Origin of the sequence: Streptomyces sp. NBC_01618 (assembly GCF_045209435.1) — a bacterium.
GTDB lineage: Bacteria > Actinomycetota > Actinomycetes > Streptomycetales > Streptomycetaceae > Streptomyces.
In genome coordinates this window covers 2211447-2225671 of sequence record NZ_CP109297.1, presented here as the reverse complement: position 1 = coordinate 2225671, position 14225 = coordinate 2211447, and the positions used below count along the sequence as shown (strand labels likewise).

Here is a 14225-nt window from a genome sequence, read left to right as displayed (position 1 = left end):
ATTTCTGACGCCACGTCAGGCACCTGACGCACGGACGGAGAGTACGACAGCGGCCCCCCGCCCGGAAGGGGCGAGAGGCCGCTGTTCGTACCGCGGAGCGTGGACTCAGCCGCGCTGGATGCCCGTGGTGTCCTGGAGCACACCACGACGGCCGTCCTGCGTCTGGGCGATGAGCGCCGAACCGCGCTGCTCCACCGCGAGGTACCAGGTGCCGGGCGCCAGTTCGGCGATCGGCGACGGCGAACCGTCCTCCCCGTACAGCGGACGGGCCACCGGCACCGCGAACCAGAACGGCGTGAAGTCACCGCCCGGCGCAGCGGCCGCCGAAGCCGCCTGCGGCTCCGGCTGACCGGGCTGCGGCTGCGCACCGTAGGGCTGCTGCTGACCCGGCTGCGCACCGTACGGCTGCTGCTGGGCGCCGGGGTAGCCGTATCCCTGGCCCGGCTGCGGCTGACCGCCGTACGGCGGCTGCACGGCCTGCGGGCGCGGGGCGCCCATCAGCGGAGCCTTGAGCGCGGGGACCAGCGGGGTGGCGACCGCGCCACCCGCGAGCACGATGGCCGCGAGCAGGCCGAGGATCATGCCGGCGCCCGCGTCGCTGGCGTCGATCGTCGTCCAGAACGCCGTCCACAGCGCGAAGACACAGAACGCGGCCCCGAACTGACCGAGGTCGAGGCCGACGACCTTACGGTTCGGCATGGAACGGCCCACAACGACCAGCGCCCCACCGATGATTCCGGCCAGGAAGACGCTCATGAGGATCCCGAGGGCGTCCCAGGCGTTCGGGGCGGTGTAGCTGGAGCAGTTGAGGCCCGCAGGGCAGTCGAAGCCGGAGAGGTCGAGGAAAGAGGCGATGAACAGCACCACCGCTGCTCCGATCACCACGCCGTCGCCTCGAGTGAGGGAGCGGATATTCACGTGAAGGTCCTTAGTCGGTCGTCTCGTCGGGGCGGTCGTCGCTGCCGCCTGTACGGGTACGGCGGGCACACACGAAGCTCGGGAGCGGCTCCCATCGTACGGATGAATCTATCGTCTGATTGGGCGGGTTGTGCCCCTGCCCGATCGCTGGACGCACTTCCCCCCAATTTCGCCTCGGAACGCCCTCGTTCTACCCCTTCAGGTAGCTGCTGATGCCATCGGCAATGCCTTGCGCCGCCTTCTGGCGCCAGCTCTCGCTGGTGAGCAGGGCGGCATCCTTCGGATCACGCATATTGCCGCATTCGATGAACACTTTGGGCACGGTCGACAAATTCAGTCCGCCCAGATCCTTGCGGATGTCCAACCCGCTATTGCCGCCGACGTAATTGGAAGGCGCACTTCCGGTATCGCGGACGAAGAGACCGGCGATCCGGGTGCCGAGATCGCGCGACGGTTCGACGATCTTCGACGTGTCCGCCTTCCCGCCCCGTACCAGCCCGGGAAGGATCACATGGAAGCCGCGGTTGCCGACCGCGGAACCGTCCGCGTGCACCGACACCACCGCGTCGGCCCCGGCCTCGTTGCCGATCCGGGCACGCTCGTCGACACACGGCCCGTACGGGCGGTCGTCGTCCTGCGTCAGCACCACGTTCGCGCCCTGCGCCCGCAGGAGCGTGCGCAGCCGGTGCGACACGTCGAGGGTGAACCGGGCTTCCGCGTAACCGGAGTTGGTCGACGTCCCAGTGGTGTCGCACTCCTTGTGCGTGGTGCCGATGTCCACCTGGCGGTTGATCTCGCGGGTGTGCAGATAATTGTTCGGGTTGTGCCCGGGGTCGATGACGACGGTCTTCCCGGACAGCGGCCCGGAGGCCCGGCCGTTCGTGGACTTCGAGGGCTTCGCGGACGGGCCGGGGGAGGCGGACGTCTTCCCCGGCGCCGGAGCGCTCTTCGACGGCGCGGCCGAGGTACCACTGCCGCCCTGCCGGGGCCGGGCCTGCGCCCCGCCGCCGTCATCGCCCGCGCCGCAGCCCACGGCGGTCAGGCACACGGCTGCGAGCGCGGCGGCGGCGAGAAGGGGCCGGTGGCGCTGGGTGGGGGGAACGCTCTCGTCGTACGGCACCCCGCGATGCTATCGGGGCGCCCTCGGCCGACCGGCCCGGGCGCCCGTACCCGGGCGCCCGTACCCGGGCCCCGTTCCCGTACCCGACCGGTTCAGATCCCCGTTCCGGTACGCCGCAGCACCCGCAGCGAATCCGTCACCGAGACCTCGGCGAACGCACCGGAGGCCAGCGCCCGCAGATAGACCCGGTACGGGGCCTGGCCCCCGTGCGCGGGGTCCGGGAACACATCGTGGATCACCAGCAGCCCGCCCTGCGCGACATGCGGTGCCCAGCCCTCGTAGTCACCGTTCGCATGCTCGTCGGTGTGACCGCCGTCGATGAAGACCAGGCCGAGCTTCCCGCCCCATACGGCCGCGACCTGAGGAGACCGTCCGACCAGTGCCACGACATGGTCTTCGAGGCCCGCCGCGTGCAGGGTCCTGCGGAACGTCGGCAACGTGTCCATCCGGCCGACCTCCGGGTCCACCACGGTCGGGTCGTGGTACTCCCAGCCGGGCTGCTGCTCCTCGCTGCCGCGGTGGTGGTCGACGGTGAGAGCCGTCACACCGGCCGCCCGCGCGGCGTCGGCGAGCAGGATGGTGGAGCGCCCGCAGTACGTCCCGACCTCGAGCACGGGCAGCCCCAGCGCGGCGGCCTCGACGGCGGCCCGGTACAGCGCGATCCCCTCGACCACCGGCATGAAGCCCTTGGCGGCCTGGAAGGCGGCGAGAATCTCGGGCTCGGGCTCGACGACGGACTCGACGGGCACGGGTTCCTCCTGGTGGGGACGGTTCTACGGGGCACGCGTTTCGACGGCGCCCCATCGTGCCGTACGCCCCCGCCGACGGGATCGGCGGGGCGTCCTGGACGACGTGGAGGCGGCCGGTCGCTTCGGACATGGGTGTGCTGGAGGAGCGGGAGACGGTTGCCAGGTGCGGGCGGAGAAACAAGGGAACCTGATCCGGGTTGCCGAGGAAGCCACGGTCTTCACCGCTTACTCCGGCTCAGAACTTCACGCTCGCACCCAGGATTCGCCAACAGTGTCACGGCATCGGCGGGGGCGTACGTGGGGTGAGCCCGGGTCGGGGAGTCCCCGGCGGGGCTGCGAAGGGTCATGGCTGCGGGTCAGCGGCCGCCAGGCCCGGGTGCAGGGCCGCCCGCCCCGCCCGGCTGTTCACCTGCGGCGCGCGGCCGCAGGAGCTGCCGGCCGGGTCGGACGTCTCTCATCTGCTCACGACGACACCGCGGTTCGACGCTCCGGTGCGCTGACCGCCAGCACCAGATCGGCGTCGACCGGCAGATCGTCGCCGGGGTAGGCCGCCGGGTAGGCGCGCGGCGCGTATCCGGCGGCCGACCCGGCCAGCACGTAGGCGCCGCCGGACGGGGCGGCCAGCATGTAGTGGCCGTCCTCGTCCGCCACGGTGAGCCCGGCCTGCCGACCCCGGTGGTCGATCAGCGTGACGTTGGCGCGGGCCACCGGCGTACCGTCCGTGTCCAGCACCCGGCCGCGGAAGCCGCCCGAACCGGTCACGGGGTGGGACGCAGAGAGTGCGGGGGCCGACGCGTCGTCGTCGCTGCTCGCCAGCAGCGCGGGGCGCATCGCGTCACGCTGCGACGGCAGGAACGCGGCCAGTACCAGCCCGACCACCACCGCGCCCGCCGCGATCCCGAACGAGATCCGGAAACCCTCCATCGACGGCAGCGGCACCCCGCCCGTCCGCACCGAGGTGTTCGCCAGCACCATGCCGATCACGGCGCTCGACACCGACGTACCGATCGACCGCATCAGGGTGTTCAGGCCGGTCGCCGCACCCGTCTCGGACGGATCGACGGCCCCGATGATCAGCGCGGGCAGCGAGGAGTACGCGAGTCCGATGCCGGCCCCGAGCATCACCGCGATCACCACGGTCTGCCACGGGGCACTCATCAGCCCGAGCCCCGCCCCGTAACCGATCGCGATGATCAGCATGCCGACCATCAGCGACACCTTGGGGCCCCGGCGGGCGGACAGCCGGGCGTACAGCGGGGCGACGAACATCATCGTCAGACCGAGCGGCGCCACGCACAGCCCCGCGACCACCATCGACCGGCCGAGTCCGTACCCCGTCGACGTCGGCAGCTGGAGCAGCTGCGGCAGGACCAGGGACACGGCGTAGAAGGCGACCCCGACCATGATCGAGGCGAGGTTGGTGAGCAGCACCTCGCGCCGGGCGGTGGTCCGCAGATCGACCAGCGGCGCCGGGCTGCGCAGCTCGAAGAGGCCCCACAGGAAGAGAATCACCAGGGCGGCGGCGATCAGACCGAGCGTGGTTCCCGAGGTCCAGCCCCAGTCGCTGCCCTTGGTGATGGGCAGCAGCAGACAGACCAGCCCGAGCGAGAGCCCGAGTGCGCCGGTGAGATCGAAGCGGCCGGGGGCGCGCAGCGTGGTCTCGGGGACGACGAGGACGGTGAGCGCCATCGACAGCACACCGAGACCGGCCGAGCCGAAGAACAGGGTGTGCCAGTCGGAGTGCTGGGCGACCAACGCGGCGGCGGGCAGGGCGAGTCCGCCGCCCACCCCGATCGACGAACTCATCAGCGCCATCGCCGAGCCGAGTTTCTCGCGCGGCAGCTCGTCACGCATGATGCCGATGCCCAGCGGGATGGCGCCCATGGCGAAGCCCTGGAGCGCGCGCCCCACGATCATGACGACGAGATCGTCGGTGAAGGCGCATATCAGCGAACCGAGCACCATCACGGCGAGACTGGCGAGCAGCATCTTCCGCTTGCCGTAGAGATCGCCGAGCCGCCCCATGATCGGTGTCGAGACGGCCCCCGCCAGCAGGGTCGCGGTCATCACCCAGGTGGCGTTGGACGGATCGGTGTGCAGAAGGGCGGGCAGATCCTTGATGACGGGGACGAGCAGGGTCTGCATCACCGCGACGGTGATGCCCGCGAAGGCGAGCACGGGGACGACCCCGCCGCCCGCTCTGCGCGGCCGCGGATCGGGGAGTTCCCCGGCGTGCTGTCCGTTCGTCGTCTGTGGCATACGTGTGGCCTCCGGGCGGCGTGATCGAGGGTCTGTCGAGGGCGGGTACGGGCGCGCGGGTCCTGGGCGGGCAGCACCGACCGCCAAGTGTGTGCACGGTGAACCTTCCACCTGTCCGTGGTATTCCGGTGAACGCGGTACGAATGGGGGCGCAACCGTGCACTCGGACCGGAGCGCGCGCCGATCCGATCGCAATCTGACCTTCCGTCAGAATGGAACGTGTTCTACTCTTGCGCCGTTCCAGTGGCTGCGACCGGCGAGGATCCGCATGGGCATCGGAATCACCGAAGAGCAGAGGGAGTTGGCGCAGGCCGTACGGGGGTGGCTGACGCGCGCCGTACCGCCGGAGGAGATACGCAAGCTCCTCGACGCGGACGCCCCCGGGGCCCCCGGCGTGCGCCCCGGGTACTGGGACGGGCTCGCCGAACAGGGTCTCCTCGCCATCCATCTGCCCGAGGAGTACGGGGGCGGGGGCGGCCAACTCCTCGATCTGGCCGTGGTCCTGGAAGAGGCGGGCCGGGCCGCGCTTCCCGGCCCATATCTCGCGAGCGTCCTCGCCTCCGCAGTACTGCACGCGGCGGGCGCGGGTGAACCGACGAGAGAACCGGCGCGCGAACCAGTACCCGAGCCGGCAGGCGAACCGGTACATGTACCCGTACGCGAATCGGCAAGCGGACCGGTGGGTGGGCCGGTGCGTGACCTGATCCGCGGCCTCGCCGCCGGCGCACGCGTCGGCGCCGTCGCGCTCGGCCCCGGCACCCTCACCGCCGTCGAGCACGGCGACGGCCATCTGCTCGACGGCACCGCCCCACCCGTCCTCTCCGGCGCCGACGCCGACCTCCTCCTGCTCTCCGCCGAATCGGCCACCGGCACCCTCTGGTTCGCCGTCGACGCCGACGCCGAAGGGCTGACCGCCCGCCCGCACCGCAGCGCCGACCCGACCCGCCCCACGGCCGAGATCCGCGCCGCGGGCGTACTCGTCCCCGCGGAACGCGTCGTACGGACCGACACCGCGCGCGTCCGCGACCTCGCCGCCGTCCTCCTCTCCGCCGAAGCGTGCGGAACCGCGGCCAAGGCGCTGCGCACCGCAACCGAACACGCCAAGGTCCGCGAGCAGTTCGGCCGCCCCATCGGGCAGTTCCAGGGCATCAAGCACCTCTGCGCCGACATGCTCGTACGGGTCGAGCGGGCCCGTGCGCTGGTGTGGGACGCGGCCCGCGCCGCCGAAGGGGAGGAGGTCCCGGACATACGCTCCATGGTCGCCGCCCTCGCCGCGTCGGACGCCCTCGACGCCGCGTACGGCTGCGCCAAGGACTGCATCCAGATCCTCGGCGGCATCGGCTTCACCTGGGAGCACGACGCCCACCTGTACCTGCGCCGGGCGCTGGTGGCCCGGCAGCTGCTGGGGGCCGGTGACGCCCACCGGCTGCGGGCGGTCCGGCTGGCCGAGGGCGGGGCACGCCGCGAACTCGCCCTCGAACTTCCCGCCGGGGCCGCGGCGTACCGGGCCGAGGCGCGCGAGGCCGTGGCCGTCGCCCGCGGTCTCGACCCGAAGGCCGCCCGCCGCGCGCTCGCGCCGACCGGCTACGCCGCCCCGTACCTCCCCGCCCCCTACGGACTGGGCGCCGGCCCCGTCCAACAACTGGCGGTACAGCAGGAGTTGAAGGAACAGGGCGTGAAGCTGAGCGATCTCGGGATCGCCACCTGGGTCGTCCCCTCGCTCATCGCCCACGGCACGGCAGCGCAGCAGGACCGCTATCTGCTGCCCACCCTGCGCGGCGAGCTCCTCTGGTGCCAGCTGTTCTCCGAGCCCGGCGCGGGCTCCGACCTCGCCTCGCTCCGGACGAGGGCGGAGCGGACCGACGAAGGCTGGCGGATCAACGGACAGAAGGTCTGGACGAGCGCCGCCCAGTGGGCCGACCACGGAATCCTGCTGGCCAGGACCGACCCGGACGCCCCCAAGCACCGGGGGATCGGCTACTTCCTCGTCGACATGAAGAACACCGAGGGCATCGACATCCGCCCGCTGAAGGAGATCACCGGCGACTGTCTCTTCAACGAGGTGTACTTCGACGACGTCCTGCTGCCCGCCGACGCCGTCGTCGGCGAGATCGACGACGGCTGGCGGGTCGCCCGCAACACCCTCGGCAACGAACGCGTCCACATGGCCGACCAGATGACCTTCGACACCGGCCTGGAGGCCCTGATCGACCGCTCCGGCGAACTCGACGGCACGTACCGGGCCCGGATCGGAGCACTCGCCGCCGAGGCCCACGCGCTCGCCTGCATCGGACTGCGGACCACCCTGCAACAGGTCTCGGGACTCGAACCGGGCGCGGGAGCCTCCGTACGCAAACTCGTCCAGACCGTCCACCAGCAGAAGGTCGCCGAACTGGCCCTCGAACTCCTCGGCCCGGCCGGCGCGGTCGGCGAAGGGGCGGGGGAGCGGGCCCTGCACGGCTTCCTGATGTCCCGCTGTCTGACCATCGCGGGCGGCACCACCCAGGTTCAGCTCAATGTCGTCGCCGAGCGCATCCTCGGCCTCCCGCGCGATTGAATTGAAGGGACTTGCCCATGAAGCCCGTGAAGCCAATGAAGTCCATGAAGCTCATGAAGGCGTACATCGTCGGTGTCGGAATGACGAAGTTCGAGAAGCCCGAGACCCGCGACTGGCAGTACTGGGACATGGCGAAGGAGGCCGGGACGGCGGCGCTCGCCGATGCCTCCCTCGCGTACGAGCAGATCCAGCAGGCCGTCGTCGGCTACTGCTTCCAGGCGTCCACCGCCGGCCAGCGCGCCGTGTACGAACTCGGACTGACCGGAGTGCCCGTCTACAACGTCAACAACAACTGCGCCACCGGCTCCACCGCGCTGATGATGGCCCGGCAGTTCGTCGAGGGCGGCGGCAGCGACTGCGTCCTCGCGCTCGGCTTCGAGAAGATGACGCGCGGCGCGCTCGGGGGCGGTGGTGCCGACGGCGGTGCCGCCGCCCGCGGCGGAGCCGCTGATGACTGGGCCAAGACCTCACCCGTCGCCCGGCACTACGGAATCATGGCCGCCGCCCACGGTTTCGAGATGAGCCCGCCCACCGCCCAGATATTCGGCAACGCGGCCCGCGAGCACATGGAGCGCTACGGGACGACCGAGGCGCAGCTCGCCGCGGTCGGCGCCAAGAATCACCGGCACTCGGTGAACAACCCGTACGCCCAGTTCCAGGACCCGTACACGGTCGAGGAGATCCTCGCCGCGAAGACCATCCACCGCCCGCTGACCAAACTCCAGTGCTCACCCACCTCCGACGGGGCGGCCGCCGCAGTCGTCGTATCGGAACGCTTCGTCGAGGAGCACGGTCTGGGTGACCGGGCCGTCGAGATCGTCGCCCAGGCGATGACCACCGACACCGGCGACTCCTTCGCCTCCGGGACCTGCATCGACGCCGTCGGACAGCCGATGTCGCGGGCCGCCGCCCAGCAGGTGTACGAGGCCTCCGGGCTCTCGGCCGCCGACCTCGACGTCATCGAGCTGCACGACTGCTTCTCCGTCAACGAACTCCTCACCTATGAAGCGCTGGGCCTGTGCGGCGAGGGGGAGTCCGGCAAGCTCGTCGAGTCGGGGGCCACCACGTACGGCGGCCGGTGGGTGGTCAACCCGTCCGGCGGGCTGATCTCCAAGGGGCATCCGCTCGGCGCCACCGGAATCGCCCAGGCCGCGGAACTGACCTGGCAGCTCAGGGGCGAGGCGCAGGGCCGGCAGGTGAAGGACGCCCGGGTCGGTCTGGCCCACAACATCGGCCTCGGTGGAGCGGCGGTGGTGACGTTGCTGCGGCGTTAGCGCGGAGATCAGTGCGCATCGTGCTACGTCGCCGGACGGGCCCGGGTCGGCCCGAATGCCGATGTACGGGGCGCAGGGCGGCTGCGAGTATGACGGTCATGGTTGACGTCACGACGCCCGCGCCCCTGCAACAACGGCACAGGACCCGCACCTGGGCGGCGGTGCTCGCCGCCTGTGTCGGACAGTTCCTCGTCGTGCTCGATGTATCCGTCGTCAATGTCGCCCTGCCGTCCATGCGTTTTGACCTCGGGATGAGCACGGCCGGACTGCAATGGGTGCTCAACGCCTACTCGATCGCGTTCGCCGGATTCATGCTGCTCGGCGGGCGCGCCGCCGACATCTACGGCCGCAAGCGGATGTTCCTCATAGGCCTCGGCCTGTTCACCGCGGCCTCCCTGGCCGGCGGGCTCGCCCAGGAGGGCTGGCAGCTGCTGGCCGGGGTCGGCGCGAAGAGCCTGGCGCTCATCGGTACGACCGTCGCCGCCGCGGGTTTCGGCTGGCAGTCCACGATGGGTGCCGACGGCTCGTACCTCACCTCGGTCTGTCTGCCCGGCGTTCTGATGATGGCCGGTGCGGGCCTGGCACCCACCCCGCTCGCCTCCCTCGCCATCACGGGGGCGGCCCACGGTGAGGCCGGTCTGGTCTCCGGCCTCGTCAACACCTCCCGCACGATGGGCGGTGCGCTCGGTCTCGCCGTGCTCTCCACCGTCGCCGCCGCACGCACCGCGGGCGGCACCGGGCCCGAGGAGCTCACGGCCGGGTAAGCGCTGGCGTTCCGGACAGCCGGCACGGTACTGCTGGGCGGACTGCTGCTGATGGCGCTCTGGCTGCCGCGCCACCGGTCCGCTCAGCACTAAAGGCCCGCGAAGCGTCGCCTACAGCCAGCCCTGCTGTTGAGCCGCCCGCACCGCCTCCATCCGGTTGCGCGTCCCCGTCTTGCCGATCGCGGACGACAGATGGTTGCGCACAGTCGACTCGGACAGATGCAGCTTCGCCGCGATGTCGGCGACCGTCGCCCCGTCCACCGAGGCGTTCAGCGCGTCCCGCTCCCGCGCGGTCAGCGGACTCGGCCCGGCACTGAGCGCGGCGGCAGCCAATGCCGGGTCGATCACCGTCTCGCCCCTGAGTACCCGGCGGATCGCGGTGGCGAGTTCCTCGACGGGACCGTCCTTGACCAGAAATCCCGCAGCCCCGGCCTCCATGGCCCGGCGCAGATGGCCGGGCCGGCCGAACGTGGTGAGGATCAGGACCCGGCAGTCCGGCACCTCCTCGCGCAGCTCGGCGGCGGCGTCCAGACCGCTGCGGCCCGGGAGCTCGATGTCCAGCAGTGCCACATCGGGGCGGGACAGCAGGGCGGCGTTCACGATCTCGTCCCCGGCGGCCACCTGCGCGACGACCTCGATGTCCGGCTCCAGACCGAGCAGCAGGGCCAGCGCACCGCGCATCATGCGCTGGTCCTCGGCGAGGAGGACACGTACACACTTCGAGGGCCGCCCGCCGGGCATGTCAGTCATACGGTCAGCGTCTCAGACCGGGCACCCTCGCGAGCGTCCGCCGCGTCACGGCAGCCGGGCCACCGGACGGCGACTCGTCCTGCCGCCGCCCGCGTGATCCGTACCAGCTGCTCTTCGAACTTCTCTCACCAGTACTTCTCTCACCAGTACATGAGGTCCACCACGCAGGAGCAGTGCGGATCACTGCCGTCCACGGCCATCCGCTCCTCCTCCGTGATCAAGGACGGCAGAGCCGCCAGCAGGGCGGTGACCGGCCTCGGGACTGGTGAGCTCGCATGTTCAGGTGTCGCGTATTCGCGGCCGAGCCCAGATGGGGCTCGCGCGGAGTGATCTGCGCGAACTCGGCGGCACCCGGCAGTCTGCTGGTCGGCGATTGACATGATGGGCAGCGGCAAGTCTCAGGTGTCTCTAGAGGAGCGACTATGGCGTTCAAGACCGGAGTCGCCGAACGGGACGAGTGGTCCTATTCGCCGGCTGTCGGCGTCGGACCGCTCCGGTTTGGTATGACCGTCGACGAAGTGGTCGAGGCGGCTGAGATACTCGGCCAGACGAAGGTCAGCGATTGTGCGCGGGACCACGCGATCTTCTCGCCGACTTGGAAGGTCGAAGTCCACCGTCGCGGGGTGGCTCCTTCACCGCCTGCCGTCACGGCCTATGTGAGCCAAGTTGTGGGGCTGTTCTGCATCGCTGCCGACGCCGTGCACGGTCCCCAGGTCGCGTACGACGGACTCCCGCTGGTCGGGAGAGACCTGTCGGAGCTGGAGAGCGACGCAATCGCGTATGCCGAGGCAATGGACGTGCACTTTCGCTACACGCCCGAGGGCTACGCAGGACCGGATGATTCCGGGGTCGTGATGCGCGGGCAACTAGTCGGGCAGGTCCTCCGATCGCGTCCGTTGTTCATGGTGACGCGCGACGGCGCGAATACTGAATGGGACTCGATGCCCTCCGAGGAGTACCGCGTCAACGGCCAGTCCACGGCCTGACGTGGTGTGACTCATGACGTGGGGTGGAGGAGATACGCCCGAATACGCCAGCTCACCAGTCGAGGCCGCGTTCGGGGCGCCCGTTAATGCACGAAGGCGAGTTCCTTGATCACATCCGTCGCTGCGTTGTCCGCTTCATGGAGACGGGCGCAACCGGCGACCTGTAGCGATCACTGGCTGTGGTCGCCAGGGGCGTATCGGCTCCAGGTTCCGCCAAGGCTGGTCGGGTCCATCGGATGCCCGGGCTGCCGGCCGGGGAACAGCCAGGCCGTGCTGCGGCTGCTGGCGCGGGCGAGCCGGGGCTGTTCAGCCAGGTAGGCGCGCACGAGACTGGCGACGGGTCCGGGCAGCGGCGACGGAGGGTCTCCGAGCCGGAGGGAGTGGAACTCCAGGGCTGGGTCGAGGCCGAGGGCGTCGCGGTAGGCCGCGAAGCGTGAGTCCAGGCGCTGCAGTCCGACCCGCGGGTCCCCGCTCGGACCGCCGTTGCCGCGCCACACCGCGGCGAGGGTGGCGACCACGGCCAGCGAGAGCAGCTCGGCGGCGAGCTGCCGGTGGCGCAGGACGGTGCCGCAGGCCAGCGAGAGCAGCGGGAAGAACAGCAGCCAGCTGCCGCCGTAGCCGATCGCCAGCGCGAACGTCACGGTGGCCATCGCGGCGAGCAGTCAGTAGGTGACCGGGCTTTCGCGCTTCTCCTTGTCGAAGCCGCGGAACACCACAGAGATGTAGAGGTAGTTGAAGGTGAGCAGCCCGAGGACGCCGAGCCAGGGGTTCGGGGCCTCTCCCTGGAAGAGGTTGGAGAAGGTGCCCGTGCCCATCAGCAGCCAGGGCAGCAGGGTGTACGGTCCGGGCGGTCCCGGGCGCTGGTCGTCGCGGCACCTGCGCCGGTCCCGCCACGTACCCGCGCGGGCATCCGTCCCCGGGTCCGTCCGCTCCCTGGGCATGTCCACTCCTGTCACGCAGTCCTCTGCTGTCACACAGCCCTTTCCCGGCACACAGCCCACTCCTGGCACACGGTCTTCTCCTGTCACACGGTCCTCGCGGACCGACGGTACGAGATCACGGCGTACGTACCGAACAGCAGGAGCCACGCGCAGAGCACGGCGATCGTGCCGCTGCCGGGCGCGTGCCCGTCGGTGGTCGCCCAGCCCAGGTCGGCGAACCGGTTGGCGGGGGTGAACCGGCCGATCGAACGCAGCCATCCGGGAAGCAGATCCAGCGGGAACCACAGCCCGCCGACGATCGCGAAGCCCATCAGGCAGGCCATGTTGACGACCCCGGTGCCCTGCGGAGTGAGCCGGTAGCCGTTGCCGAGGCCGAGCAGGGTGAACGGGAGCGCCCCGATCCACAACAGCAGCGTCAGGGCGGCCCACTGCCAGGCGGCCAGCCGTACCCCGTTGACCAGTCCGCCGGCCAGCAGCACCGTCAGGATCGTCGGCAGTACGGTCACCGAACCGCTGATGGCCCGCCCCACGACCGCGTGCGAAGGGGCGAGCGGAGTGACCCGCAGCTGCTGCAGCCAGCCGAGGGTCCTGTCGGAGGCGACCCCCGTACCGATCGACATGGCGGAACCCAGCGCTCCGTATGCGGCCATGCCGACCATCGAGGCCGTCTTCCAGTCGTCGGCAGCGCTACCGCCGATGTTGGTGAAGAGCAGGTACATCATCACCGGCATCCCGGTCCCGAAGATCAGGAAGAAGCCGTCACGCAGGGTCCGGCGGACCTCCAGCACGATGTAGCGGAACATCACGCGATCTCCTTCTCGGTATTGGTCGAGGCTGCCCCGGCGGCCGGTGCGGTGAGGGCGAGGAAGGCGTCCTCCAGCGTGGCCCGAGAGACCTGGAGGCCACGGATCAGGCCGAGACGGGCCAGCTCCACGACGGTGGCGTCCGAGTCGTCCGTGTGCAGCAGCGCCCGGCCCCCGGTCACCTCGACGGTGACGACGCCGGGCAGTAGTTCCAGGCCCTCGGCCGGCCCGCCCGCCAGGTCGAATGAGACGAGGCTGTTGCCGGCCGAGCCCCTGATCGTGTCGCCGCTCCCGTCCGCGACGATCCGGCCCCGGTCGATGACGACGATCCGGTCGGCGTTCTCGTCGGCCTCCTCCAGATAGTGGGTGGAGAACAGGACGGTGTTGCCGCGCCGGGCGTAGGCCCGCATCGACTCCCAGAACGTCCGGCGCGCCTCCACGTCCAGGGCGGCGGTCGGCTCGTCCAGGACGATCAGCTCCGGGTTGCCGGCCAGCGCGACGGCGAAACGGACGCGCTGGGTCTGGCCACCGGAGAGCTTGTCGACGCGCCGGTCCGCGTACCCGGTGACGCCCGCCAGGGAGAGCGCCTCGGCCACCGGCATCGGCCGCGGGTAGGTCGAGGCGACGAAGGTGATCAGCTCGCGGACGGTGACCCGCTGGATGGGCCGCCCGTCCTGGAGCATGGCGCCGACCAGACCGGCCCGGACTGCCTGCTCGGCGGTCCGGCCCAGCACCCGCACACTGCCGGACTCCGGCTCGTCCAGCCCCAGCAGGAGGGCGATGGTGGTGGACTTGCCCGCGCCGTTGCGGCCGAGCAGGGCGACGGTCTCGCCGCGACCGATGGACAGGTCGATCCCGTCCACGGCCCGTACGGTCCGGCCCGCCCGGCCGAATGTCCTGACCGCCCCGGTGAGGTCCACCGCGGCCGGATTCCCCGTTGTCTGCTTCATGGCCACGACGCTACGGAAAGGGGCCCGAGGCGCGGCAGGGGTGTGCGTACGGACTTCGCGATGACATTTGTCATGGGTGAGCGACGGGTCCGGCAACAGATCTGACGCCACGTCAGCAGCGGTCTTCACAACTGCTGGGCGCTGCGTTATACAT

Annotated in this window: 12 protein-coding genes and 1 pseudogene; 4 read left to right on the top strand and 9 right to left on the bottom strand. The window is 70.7% G+C overall.

Going from position 1 to position 14225, the window contains the following annotated elements:
- Window positions 1-105: 105 nt before the first annotated feature.
- From OH735_RS10480 to OH735_RS10465, 4 genes are all read right to left on the bottom strand, one after another.
- Window positions 106-918 carry a hypothetical protein gene (locus OH735_RS10480; RefSeq protein ID WP_406381105.1) on the bottom strand — a complete coding sequence of 271 codons (813 nt, stop codon included), beginning with the start codon at window positions 916-918 and terminating at the stop codon, window positions 106-108.
- A gap of 190 nt (window positions 919-1108) precedes the next feature.
- Window positions 1109-2038 (bottom strand): N-acetylmuramoyl-L-alanine amidase, encoded by a 930-nt coding sequence (locus tag OH735_RS10475; protein WP_406381104.1) that lies wholly within the window; start codon window positions 2036-2038, stop codon window positions 1109-1111.
- 92 nt (window positions 2039-2130) lie between these two features.
- Entirely contained in the window at window positions 2131-2718 is a 588-nt protein-coding gene (locus OH735_RS10470) for a class I SAM-dependent methyltransferase (RefSeq protein ID WP_406386510.1), read from the bottom strand.
- Window positions 2719-3249: 531 nt separating this feature from the next.
- The gene (locus tag OH735_RS10465) at window positions 3250-5046 is read right to left on the bottom strand and encodes an MFS transporter (RefSeq protein WP_406381103.1); all 1797 of its coding nucleotides are present in this window, start codon (window positions 5044-5046) and stop codon (window positions 3250-3252) included.
- A gap of 268 nt (window positions 5047-5314) precedes the next feature.
- Here OH735_RS10465 and OH735_RS10460 point away from each other — a divergent pair, with 268 nt between their 5' ends.
- From OH735_RS10460 to OH735_RS10450, 3 genes and pseudogenes are all read left to right on the top strand, one after another.
- Window positions 5315-7603: an acyl-CoA dehydrogenase gene (locus OH735_RS10460; RefSeq protein WP_406381102.1), complete on the top strand. Its 2289-nt coding sequence runs from the start codon at window positions 5315-5317 to the stop codon at window positions 7601-7603.
- Between the two features lie 53 nt (window positions 7604-7656).
- Complete coding sequence (locus tag OH735_RS10455) at window positions 7657-8877, top strand: lipid-transfer protein (protein WP_406386508.1); 1221 nt, start codon at window positions 7657-7659, stop codon at window positions 8875-8877.
- An 89-nt stretch (window positions 8878-8966) separates the two neighbouring features.
- A pseudogene (locus OH735_RS10450) lies at window positions 8967-9734 on the top strand (MFS transporter).
- A gap of 18 nt (window positions 9735-9752) precedes the next feature.
- Here OH735_RS10450 and OH735_RS10445 read toward each other — a convergent pair.
- Entirely contained in the window at window positions 9753-10391 is a 639-nt protein-coding gene (locus OH735_RS10445; RefSeq protein ID WP_406381101.1) for a response regulator, read from the bottom strand.
- A 422-nt stretch (window positions 10392-10813) separates the two neighbouring features.
- Between OH735_RS10445 and OH735_RS10440 the strand changes: the two genes are divergently transcribed.
- On the top strand, window positions 10814-11377 hold the full coding sequence (locus OH735_RS10440; RefSeq protein ID WP_406381100.1) for a hypothetical protein: 564 nt from the start codon (window positions 10814-10816) through the stop codon (window positions 11375-11377).
- Between the two features lie 170 nt (window positions 11378-11547).
- Here the strand turns inward: OH735_RS10440 and OH735_RS10435 are convergent, their stop codons facing one another.
- The 4 genes from OH735_RS10435 to OH735_RS10420 form a co-directional block, all read right to left on the bottom strand.
- Window positions 11548-12027: a hypothetical protein gene (locus OH735_RS10435; RefSeq protein WP_406381099.1), complete on the bottom strand. Its 480-nt coding sequence runs from the start codon at window positions 12025-12027 to the stop codon at window positions 11548-11550.
- Window positions 12028-12039: 12 nt separating this feature from the next.
- Window positions 12040-12318, bottom strand: a complete 279-nt coding sequence (locus OH735_RS10430; RefSeq protein ID WP_406381098.1) for a hypothetical protein — start codon at window positions 12316-12318, stop codon at window positions 12040-12042.
- Between the two features lie 83 nt (window positions 12319-12401).
- Window positions 12402-13121: an ABC transporter permease gene (locus tag OH735_RS10425; RefSeq protein WP_406381097.1), complete on the bottom strand. Its 720-nt coding sequence runs from the start codon at window positions 13119-13121 to the stop codon at window positions 12402-12404.
- On the bottom strand, window positions 13121-14071 hold the full coding sequence (locus OH735_RS10420) for an ABC transporter ATP-binding protein (RefSeq protein ID WP_406381096.1): 951 nt from the start codon (window positions 14069-14071) through the stop codon (window positions 13121-13123). The genes OH735_RS10425 and OH735_RS10420 overlap by 1 nt, the downstream gene beginning before the upstream one ends.
- Between the last annotated feature and the right edge of the window lie 154 nt (window positions 14072-14225).